Source organism: Bisbaumannia pacifica, from assembly GCF_007989625.1.
Taxonomy (GTDB): domain Bacteria; phylum Pseudomonadota; class Gammaproteobacteria; order Pseudomonadales; family Halomonadaceae; genus Bisbaumannia; species Bisbaumannia pacifica.
The window spans coordinates 1-9539 of sequence record NZ_BJUK01000074.1 but is presented as its reverse complement, the minus strand read 5'-3'; the positions used below and the strand labels follow the sequence as shown (position 1 = coordinate 9539).

The following is a 9539-nucleotide window of genomic DNA, read 5'->3' as shown; positions in this document are numbered from 1 at the left end:
ATCCACCACCGAGATCGCCGGGAAGGACTCCTCCTCCAGCAGCTGCGGTTCACCAAGCCCACCCTCGGGGCCACCCGTCAGGACGACACCAAACTGATAGCTCAGCGGGTCGACGCCTTCGGTGATTCGTGCCAGGCGCACGAAGCCATGGCCGCCTTCGGCCCCGCCACCCCCTGCGGCACCGGCGGCGGGATCCTCGAGAAGATCGAAGAGATCGCCGTCATCGTCCTCGAGTGCCGCCAGCAAGGCCTCGACCTCCTCGTCCTGGACGCTGGCCTGCTCGGGATCGACCTCGGCATCCGGGGCCAGCTCGGGCTGCATCAGCACTTCCTGGCCAGGCTCGATGACGACCAGACCCGCCTCGCCGCCGCCGAAATCGAGCTCGACGCTGCCATCGGCCGAGGTAACGACCACCTCGCCTTCCTCGACGACATCGCCGGGTCGCAATTCGCGAAGGTTACCCTCGGCATCACGCGCCCAGGCTTGTCCGGTAATCGAGAGAACGACTGCAATGCTCATGGCGGGGCCCCCTGCATTAGCCATAGATTCTTGCCCGGAGCCGAAAAGGCCTTACGGGGCGAGCCGACGACGGTCGGCACTTATCTCAAAGCTAGGAGAGGGAAGACGGGCGAACTATTGGACCGTGGTACAGGGTAAGCAAACGTATCCAAATGTATATTCAGACGGAGTGGCTATCTCAAGGTGGTCTCCAGGTGGCCGGATAGCTTGAGAATCAGCTGCATGCGATCTCGCACACCAAGCTTGCGATAGGCGGCCCCCAGGTGCGCCTTGACGGTACGCTCGGTGATTTCGAGGGCCCTGGCCACCTCCTTGTTGGTATGCCCAGCGGCCACCGCCAGTACCACGTCACGCTCCCGAGCCGTCAGCTCCGTGAGCACGCCGGCCTGATGGGCCAGGCCGCCCCCCAGGGCACGAAAAGTGGACCCCACCACGTCGCTGAGCAGCTCGGGCCCCACCCAGAGGCCGTGATGCATGGTGACCAAGGCCACCTCGTGCAACAGTTCCACGGAGCTCAGTGCATGGGCATAGCCCCGCGCACCGGCACCCAGGGCCAAGAAGGCCTCTTCCTTGCGGGGCAGCCAGGAGAGTGCCACGCAGACCACCTGCTGATTCACCAGGGTCTCGATCAATTGGGGCCAGGCGTCGTTATCGCTGAGCACCCAGGCGTGATCGTCCCGCCCCAGACGACTCGGAGCCTCGCGGGCCGAAAGCGTCCAGCCATCGGGGAAGGCGTTGCTCCAGCGCGGCAGCGTCACTCGCTCGGAAACCACCAGCACATGGCGCATGGTCAGCGCTCCGTCATCGCATTGCCCATGCCGCGCAGCACCGGCTTGAGCAGGTACTCCATGATGGTGCGCTGCCCGGTGCGGATATCCACCTGGGCGGTCATGCCGGGAATGATCGGCATCTCCGGTGCCAGGGTCGCCTCCTGGGTGCGCACCCTCACCAGATAGAAGCTATTGCCCTCATCATCGGTGATGGTATCGGCACTGATATGTTCCAGCTCGGCTTCGAGCCCGCCGTAGATCGAGAAGTCATAGGCGGTCAGCTTGATAAAGGCCTCCTGGCCGGGGCGCAGGAAGGCGATATCCTGGGGTGCGATACGCGCCTCCACCAGCAACTGGTCATCGATGGGCACGATCTCCACCACGTCCTGGCCGGGCTGGACCACGCCCCCCAGGGTGGTGATATGCAGACGCTGGACGATGCCTGCCACCGGCGCCCGCAACTCGGCCAGGCGTACCCGATCCTCCAATCCGGTGCTGCTCTCTTCCAGGGCCGAGAGCTCGCCAATGGTCTGCGCCAGCTCGTTTCGCCACTCGGCGCGACGCTCCAGGGTGACCTCGCGCAGTTGAGCCTCGCCCTCCTCCACGGCGGCTTCGAGACGCGAGACCTGAGCACTGGCCTGGCTACGCTCGCCGCTAGCCCGAGAGACCTCACGACGCAGACGAATCACCTCCACCTCGGATACCGCGCCGCTTTGCAGCAACGGCCGCGTCATATTGAGTTCCTGGCTGGCCAGCCCCAGGTCCCGGGAGGCCGCATTGAAGCGGGCACGCGCCTCGTTGAGTTCCTCGCGGCGCTGGGTCAAACGCTCGCGAACGATGCTCTCCTGCTCACGCAACTCGGCACGCAAGCCTTCATAAAGCTCCCGCTCACGATCCACCAGATCGGGGGCCTGGGCCACGAGTTCTGGGGAGGGACGAAAGAGCTCGTCGGTGACCAGGGCGCGCAGGCGTTCCGCCCGGGCCTGCAGGGCCCAGACCCGAGCCTGGTTCTCGCGGAAGCTCGAAGCATAACGGGTCGGATCGATGCTCATCAGCAGTTGTCCGGCCTCCACCCGTTGCCCCTCCGCGACCAGGATCTCCTGGACCACGCCGCCATCGTAGGACTGCACCCGCTGCAGCTGAGACGAGGGGATAATGCGCCCGGCGCCCTTGGTGACCTCGTCGATCTGCGCCAGGCTCGCCCAGATCACCAGCCCCACCAGCGCCATGACCACCAGGTAGAGAAAGGCTCGAGCGCGTAGCGGCTCCTGCTGCATGCGCGCCCAGTCGGCATCGCTGGCCCAGTCGCGATCGAGATGGGCCGAGGAGACCCAGCGCGAAAAGAGGCGGTCGATCAGCGGCCGGAAGGGTCTGCTGCCTCCCTCGCTGAGCCGCCCGATGCGCTCGAAGCCGCGCTGCTCCAGGGTTGGCTTCTGCTCGGCCATCAGCGTGCCCTCCCGATCTGCCCACTGCGCAGGGCGGTCACCACCTTCTCCTTGGGCCCGTCGGCCACCACCTTGCCGGCATCGACCACGATAATCCGCTCCACCAGCGCCAACAGCGAGGTGCGATGGGTGACCACGATCAGCGTCTTATGCTCGGCCAGGGCGGCGAGACGTGCCTTGAAGGCCTCCTCGCTGGCATGGTCCATGGCACTGGTGGGCTCATCCAGCAGCAGGATCGTCGGATCGAGTACCAGGGCCCGAGCGATGGCTACGCTCTGGCGCTGGCCACCGGAGAGCGATTCGCCGCGCTCGCCCACCGGCATGTCCAGGCCCAGCGGATGGCGATTGACCAGCTCGGTCAGCCCCGCCACCTCCAGGGCCTGCTGTAGCGTCTCGTCGCTGATGCCTTCGCTGCCGGCCCCGGCGATGATGTTATCGCGCAGGCTGCCGAAGAAGAGGCTGATATCCTGGGGCACGTAACCGATATGCCGGCGCAGGTCCATGGGATCCCATTGGCGGATATCCACACCATCCACGCTTACCGCTCCCGCCGTGGGCTGGTAGAGCCCCAGGATCAGCTTGTCCAGGGTGGACTTGCCGGAGCCGATCCGCCCCAGCAGGGCCACCTTCTCGCCGGCGGTGATCTTCAGCGAGACATCGCGTAGCGCGTCCTGCGCCTCCTCCGGGTAACGGAAACTCACCTTATCGAAGGCGATCTCGCCACGAATCACCGGGCGACTGATTAAGTGACGTCCCGCCTCGCGCTCCTGAGGCTTGGCCATCACCTGATCGAGGCCGGCCAGGGCGGTGGCGGACTGATGGTACTGCGCCAGCAGTGCCGCGGCCTGGCTGATCGGCGCCATGGCCCGGGAAGAGAGCAGGTAGGCGGCGATCAGCCCGCCCTGACTCAGCTCGCCGGCGATGATCAGGTAGACCCCGATGATGATTACCGCTACCGCCACCGTATGCTGTGCCCACAGGGCGATGCTGGACACCGAACCGCTCAGCAGTCGCAACTGGGCCGAGGTCCGCGACAGGAAGGCGGTGGTCTTCTCCCATACCCCCTGAGTACGCCCTTCGGCGCGCAGCGCCTTGACGGTTTCCAGGTTGGCCACCGATTCCACCAGGCTGGCATTGCGCTGGGCACTGACCCGCCAGGTGGTCTCGGAGAGCTCATGCATGCGGCTCTGGGCGGCCAGGGCATAAAGCAGCACGAAGAGCGCCCCGACCACGATGGGAATCACCAGCGGCACACCGATAATCGCTATGATGCCGGCAAACAGCAGCACGAAGGGCAGGTCCACCAGGGCCACCACGGTGGCGGAACCGATAAAGCCACGCACCGCCTCGAAAGAGTGCAGGGTCGCGGCGAAGGAGCCGGTGGAGGCTGGTCGCGCCTCCATGCGCATGCCCAGGACCCGCTCCATGATATGGCTGGAGACCTTGACATCGGCGCGGCTGGCGGCCAGGTCGACGAAGGCGCTACGCATCAGGCGCAGCGCCAGGTCGAAGCAGAGCACCACCAAGACCCCGATACCCAGGGCCCAGAGGGTCTCGGTGGCCTGGTTGGGCACCACCCGGTCATAGACATTGAGCACGAACAGCGGCATGGCCACGGCGAAGAGGTTGATCAAAACCGAGCCCACCAGCACGTCCCGATAGAGGCGACGATTCTCGGCGATCACACCCCAGAACCAGTGGCGAGCGCGCAGGCGCTTGATTTCGGGGCCCCGGACATCGAAGCGGAAGCTGGGCCGCGCATAGAAGGCCCGCCCGCTGTAGCGCGCCTCCAGCTCATCGAGCCCGATCGCCGTGGCGGCCTCCCCCAGCTCAGGGAAGATCACCTCGGCACGCCGCGCCGCGACATCCAGGGAGACCAATACACAGGCCCGGTGGGGCTCCAGCAGCAGAATCACGGGAAAGAGCGACGGATTGAGACGCACCAGGGCACAGCGGGTCTGGCGCGCCGCCAGCCCCGCTCGCCTGGCCGCCCGCGGGAAGACCCCAGGGGTCAGCTCGCCATTCTCCAACGGCAAGCCGGCCACCAGGGCCTCGGTGACGACCTCGTGGTCATGGGCTCGGGCCACGACCCTGAGGCACTCGGCCAGGTCGCCTCCCACGAAGCGGAACCACTTCTCGTCACTGGTCACGGCAACTCCTTCGCATCGACCATTCGCATGGCCCTTTGCATATAGCAACGGCCTTCCCTGCGGGCGGTCGACCGGCTACTCATCCAGTCGTTCCAGGGTGATCTCGACACGGCGATTGGCGCGACGCCCCTCCACCGTGGCATTGCTGGCCACCGGCTGACGGGAGCCATAGCCGCGGGTCTCCATCAGGCCGGCGGATACCCCCTGGCTGGCCAGGTAGCCGGCCACGCTGTCGGCACGCCGCTGGGAGAGCGGATCGTTAATGGCATCGTTGCCGGTGATATCCGCATGGCCGGCGATAAAGATCCGGCGCAGGTCATTGCGCCCACGAATTTGCTCTGCCAGGCGATCCAACTCGCCGCGCGCCGCCGGGCTCAGTTCGGCGCTGTTGATGGCGAAAAGGGTATCCGCCGAGAGCGTGATATCCGGGGCCCGCGTCGGTGCCGGCATGTTCATGCCCGCCACCAGGTCATCCAGGCTGTAACTGGTGGGGGCGAGATCCGGACAGATATCCTCGGGACTCAGGCTGACGCCGTCGCTCCCCAGGTCGGCCAGGGTCGGCAGGCCCTCGCGAGTAATGCCCAGGGCCGGTAGCAGGCCACCCATCGACGCCAGGGTGCGGGCCTGTGCCAGTGCCAAGTCATACTGGGCGTTGGCATAGGCGCGGCTGGCCTCGAAGTACTCGTTCTCGGAATCCAGCACGTCGAGCAGGGTACGCTGACCGATATCGAACTGTTGCTGGTAGGCGCCCCTGACGCGATCGATGGACTGGCGATGCTGATTGAGGTGGTTCATCTGCTCGCGCAGGCGACGGGTATCGTTATAGGCGATCTGGGTGGTCTGGCGCACATTGGTGCACTCCAGGTCACGCAGGTCCATGGACTGCTCGAGCAGGTCGCTGGTGCGCCGGAACTCCGCCAGGTCGCTCCCCCCGTTGAAGAGGTTGACGCTAGCCACCAGCTCCACCACCGAGTGGTCGCGACGCCCCGCCACGTCATCCAGGTTATTGGTGCCATGACGCGCCCGGAAGTCGAGGCGTGGATGGAAGGCGGAACGCGCCCCCTCACGCTCAGCCCGCGACGCGGCGATATTCTCGATGGCGGCATGGAAGTCCGGATTGCCTTCGTAGGCCATGCGAACCGCCTCGGCTACCGAGGGCGGCATGCGATCATCCATGCTCGGCGCCGGCGCCAGGTTCTCCGCCGGTAACTCGCCGACGAGTCGCAGGTAGCGGGCGCTGACGTCATGCAGATTGGAGGCCTCGGTGAGCAGGTTGGATTCGGCGAGTGCCAGGCGACCGCTGATCTGCTCCAAGTCGACCCCACGCCCGGCGCCGGTACGTACCCGCTCCTCGATCTGGTTGAAGACACGCAGATGCTCGCCGTAGTTGTCCTGGGCCAGGGCGACCAGCTCGCGGAAACGCAACACGTCCAGATAAGCCCGCGTCGTCTCCAGGGCCACTTCCTCGCTGGCCCCCAGCAACTCGTAATAGCGCACCAGCTTGGCGCGGTCGAGCTCTTCCACGGCGCTGCGCGTGGCGAAGCCGTCATAGAGCATCTGGGTCAGGGAGATCTCGACGAAATCCGAGGAGAAACTGCCCCGGCCATCCCCTTCGCGGGCCTCGCGACCAATGCCCCCCACCAGATCGACGCTGGGGAAGTAATTGCCCCGCGCCACCCCGACCTCGTCGATGGCCGCCTGGAAGCCATGCCAACTGGCTTGGACCTCGGGGTTGGTATTGATGGCCCGCTGCGCCGCCTCGGTGAGATTGCCCGCCATGCTCTGCGCCAGCGCGGTCGTGGTCACGCCGCTCAGGCAAGCCGCCCCGACGGCCAGCACCAGGCGTTTGATCGGAACCCCTTGAATCGACATGAAGCTCTTCATGATCGCCCCTCGTGCATCAATGCATCGTCACTGATGGAATCGTGATGCGTCGCGTCTCCCTGACACTAGGTTCGGGAGACGCCCCTTTTTGTAAACGAACGTAATTCTCCTTGCACTCTAGTCAAAGCCCTTCGGAGCCGCCAAGAAATTGCACGCGCCTTTGTCAACACCTGGCCAGGCCAGGAATGCACCCCACCCCTGACGCCATGGGTGCGCCATGGTATGGTTAGAGGGTTTTCCTGCGCTTAAGGAGCGTACGCCCATGTCGGCCTCTGAAATTCAAAAGACTCGAGTCATCAACGAGCTACGCAGCTTTATCAAGAAACTGCTGGAGGACCCCAAGATCCTCGAGCAATCCCTGGTGGTGGCCCGCAAGCACCTCAGCGAAGGCAATGACAAGGAAGTGATGGCGCGCATCGCCAACGAGATTTCCGATACCACCAGCGTGCATATCCCCGAAGACCCCAGCGAGCACTCGGAAGCGGACAAGCTCTACCTGGAGCTGCTCAAGGAAGTGATCAACGAAGAGCAGGCCCTCTACTAAGCGGCGAGGACACAGGATGCGTTTTGCGATCTACGGCAGCGGTGGCGTCGGCGGCTACTTTGGCGCGCGCCTCGCCGAGGCCGGCGAGGAAGTCGGCTTTATCGCCCGGGGCGAGCATCTGGATGCCATTCGCCGAGATGGCCTTAGGGTACGCAGCCCCCAGGGCGACTGCCGGATCACCTCGGCCCAGGCCAGCGATGATCCGGCCGAGATCGGCCCCGTGGACTACGTATTGGTGGCGGTCAAGGCCTGGCAGGTGGCCGAGGTCGCCGATGGCCTGGGGCCCCTGCTAGGCCCCGAGACCCTGCTGCTGCCCCTGGAGAACGGCGTGGAAGCGAGCGACCATCTCGCCGAACGCTGGGGACGCGAACGGGTGCTCGGCGGTCTCTGTGGCATCCTCGCCTACCGCGAGGCGCCCGGGGTCATCCGTCACGCTGGCGTCGATCCTTTCTTGCGCTTCGGCGAGCTGGACAACCGTCGGAGCGAGCGCACCCAGCGCCTCAAGGCGGTATTCGACGCGGCGCCGGGCGTCACCGCCGAGATCCCCGACGATATCCACACGGCCATCTGGAGCAAGTTCCTGTTTATCTGTGCCATGAGCGGCGTGGGCGCGATTACCCGGGCGCCCATCGGCATCAGCCGGACCCAGCCGGAGACCCGGCGGATGCTGGAAGGCGTGATGGAGGAGATCTGCGCCGTGGCCCGGGCCCGCGGCGTGCGCCTGCCCGATGCGGCGGTGACACGTGCCATGAAGTTTATCGACAGCCTGCCGGAGAGCAGCACCGCCTCGATGCAGCGGGATATCATCGACGGCAGGCCCTCCGAGCTCGACGCCCAGAACGGCGCCGTGGTGCGGCTGGGCCGCGCCACCGGCATCGCCACGCCGATCAACGCGGCGATTCATGCCGCCCTGCTGCCTCAGGAGCGGCGCGCCCGAGGCGAGCTAAGCTTCTGAGCGAGTCGCCTCACCCCCGGCGATAGCGCCCCATCAGGCGATTCATGCCCAAGAGGTGGGGCTCGATCCGTGCCAGCAGTTCATCCAGGCGCAGTCCCGCCGGTAGGTCCAGGTCCACGTCCAGGGCCAGCACCCAGAAGTAATAGCCATGCTCCCCATGCCCCTCCGGCGGCATGGGGCCGCCATAGCCCGGCAGGCCGAAGTCATTGACGCCAGGCGTGCCCGCCGTGCTGCCTTCCGCCAGATGGGTGGTCTCCGCCGGCAGGTTATAGAGCACCCAATGCACGAAGCCATAGCCACCATGCTGCACCAGGGGCGCGTCCGGATCGTGGCAGAAGACGGCGAAGGCGCGAGTGCCCTTGGGGACGTCTTCCCATAGCAGGGCGGGCGAGACGTCCTCGCCCTCGCCGCTATGTTTGCGGGGAATCGCCTGGCCGGGGCCGAAGGCGGGACTGCTCAGGGTCAGGGATGAGAGGGCAAAGGGCATGGCAGGAACCTCTTCTAGCAAGTGGCATCACCAGCATCGCTACCTTGGCGGTCGGCATCAAGCTCGAGCGATCTGATAGGCTGCAGATATTCTATCAATGCAGGTTCCTCTTTATCAGGAGCGAGACCATGGCCAAGACCGCCTCCCGCATGATCGACCTGGGCAGCGCCCTGCCCGCCTTCCGCCTCGCCGACCCCGAGGGCGAAATCACCGCACGCGAGGATTTCCTCGGCCGTCCCCTGCTGGTGGCCTTTATCTGCAACCACTGCCCCTTCGTCAAGCATATCGCCGACGCCTTCGCCGAGCTCGCCCGGGAGTACCGGGCCCGGGGGCTGGGCGTGGTAGCCATCAATAGCAACGACTCCCACGCCTACCCGGATGACGACCCCGAATCGATGCGTGAGGAGGCCCGCGCCCGAGGCTATGATTTCCCCTACCTGGTGGACGACACCCAGGCGGTGGCCCGGGCCTTCCAGGCCGCCTGTACCCCGGACTTCTTCCTCTTCGATGCCGAGCATCGCCTGGCCTACCGCGGCCAGTTCGATGCCAGTCGCCCGGGCCAGGCGACGCCGGTGAGCGGCGCCGACCTGCGCGCCGCCATCGAGGCGGTGCTGGCGGGAGAAGCACCGAATCCCGACCAGCGCCCCTCCCTGGGTTGCAATATCAAGTGGAAGACCGAGGATTAGGCGCCCGGGAAGCCTGGCGCCTGATCGCCCCCTCGCGTCTCGAGGCGAGGCGTGACACCTGACCGGGCCGTGACAGCTGTTACATCACAGCTGTCACGG

Annotated in this window: 9 protein-coding genes; 3 read left to right on the top strand and 6 right to left on the bottom strand. The window is 65.8% G+C overall.

Going from position 1 to position 9539, the window contains the following annotated elements; all coding sequences use genetic code 11:
• From HPA02_RS17390 to HPA02_RS17370, 5 genes are all read right to left on the bottom strand, one after another.
• Window positions 1-519 (bottom strand): retention module-containing protein (locus HPA02_RS17390; RefSeq protein WP_186810019.1); only part of this gene is annotated, 519 nt, incomplete at its 3' end.
• A gap of 173 nt (window positions 520-692) precedes the next feature.
• Window positions 693-1307: a helix-turn-helix transcriptional regulator gene (locus HPA02_RS17385; RefSeq protein ID WP_146804468.1), complete on the bottom strand. Its 615-nt coding sequence runs from the start codon at window positions 1305-1307 to the stop codon at window positions 693-695.
• Between the two features lie 2 nt (window positions 1308-1309).
• Window positions 1310-2734 carry an HlyD family type I secretion periplasmic adaptor subunit gene (locus HPA02_RS17380; RefSeq protein ID WP_146804467.1) on the bottom strand — a complete coding sequence of 475 codons (1425 nt, stop codon included), beginning with the start codon at window positions 2732-2734 and terminating at the stop codon, window positions 1310-1312.
• Window positions 2734-4884, bottom strand: coding sequence for a type I secretion system permease/ATPase (locus HPA02_RS17375; RefSeq protein WP_244945962.1), 2151 nt, complete (start codon window positions 4882-4884; stop codon window positions 2734-2736). The genes HPA02_RS17380 and HPA02_RS17375 overlap by 1 nt, the downstream gene beginning before the upstream one ends.
• A gap of 75 nt (window positions 4885-4959) precedes the next feature.
• Window positions 4960-6768, bottom strand: coding sequence for a TolC family outer membrane protein (locus HPA02_RS17370; protein ID WP_146804466.1), 1809 nt, complete (start codon window positions 6766-6768; stop codon window positions 4960-4962).
• A gap of 262 nt (window positions 6769-7030) precedes the next feature.
• On the opposite strand from HPA02_RS17370, the gene HPA02_RS17365 reads away from it, so the two are divergent.
• Window positions 7031-7312, top strand: a complete 282-nt coding sequence (locus tag HPA02_RS17365) for a hypothetical protein (protein WP_146804465.1) — start codon at window positions 7031-7033, stop codon at window positions 7310-7312.
• A 16-nt stretch (window positions 7313-7328) separates the two neighbouring features.
• The gene (locus HPA02_RS17360) at window positions 7329-8267 is read left to right on the top strand and encodes a 2-dehydropantoate 2-reductase (protein ID WP_146804464.1); all 939 of its coding nucleotides are present in this window, start codon (window positions 7329-7331) and stop codon (window positions 8265-8267) included.
• Between the two features lie 10 nt (window positions 8268-8277).
• Here HPA02_RS17360 and HPA02_RS17355 read toward each other — a convergent pair whose 3' ends face one another.
• The gene (locus HPA02_RS17355) at window positions 8278-8754 is read right to left on the bottom strand and encodes a YbhB/YbcL family Raf kinase inhibitor-like protein (RefSeq protein WP_146804463.1); all 477 of its coding nucleotides are present in this window, start codon (window positions 8752-8754) and stop codon (window positions 8278-8280) included.
• Window positions 8755-8882: 128 nt separating this feature from the next.
• Here HPA02_RS17355 and HPA02_RS17350 point away from each other — a divergent pair, with 128 nt between their 5' ends.
• A complete protein-coding gene (locus tag HPA02_RS17350; RefSeq protein WP_146804462.1) occupies window positions 8883-9440 on the top strand; it encodes a thioredoxin family protein in 558 nt (185 codons plus the stop codon).
• The last annotated feature ends 99 nt before the right edge of the window (window positions 9441-9539 follow it).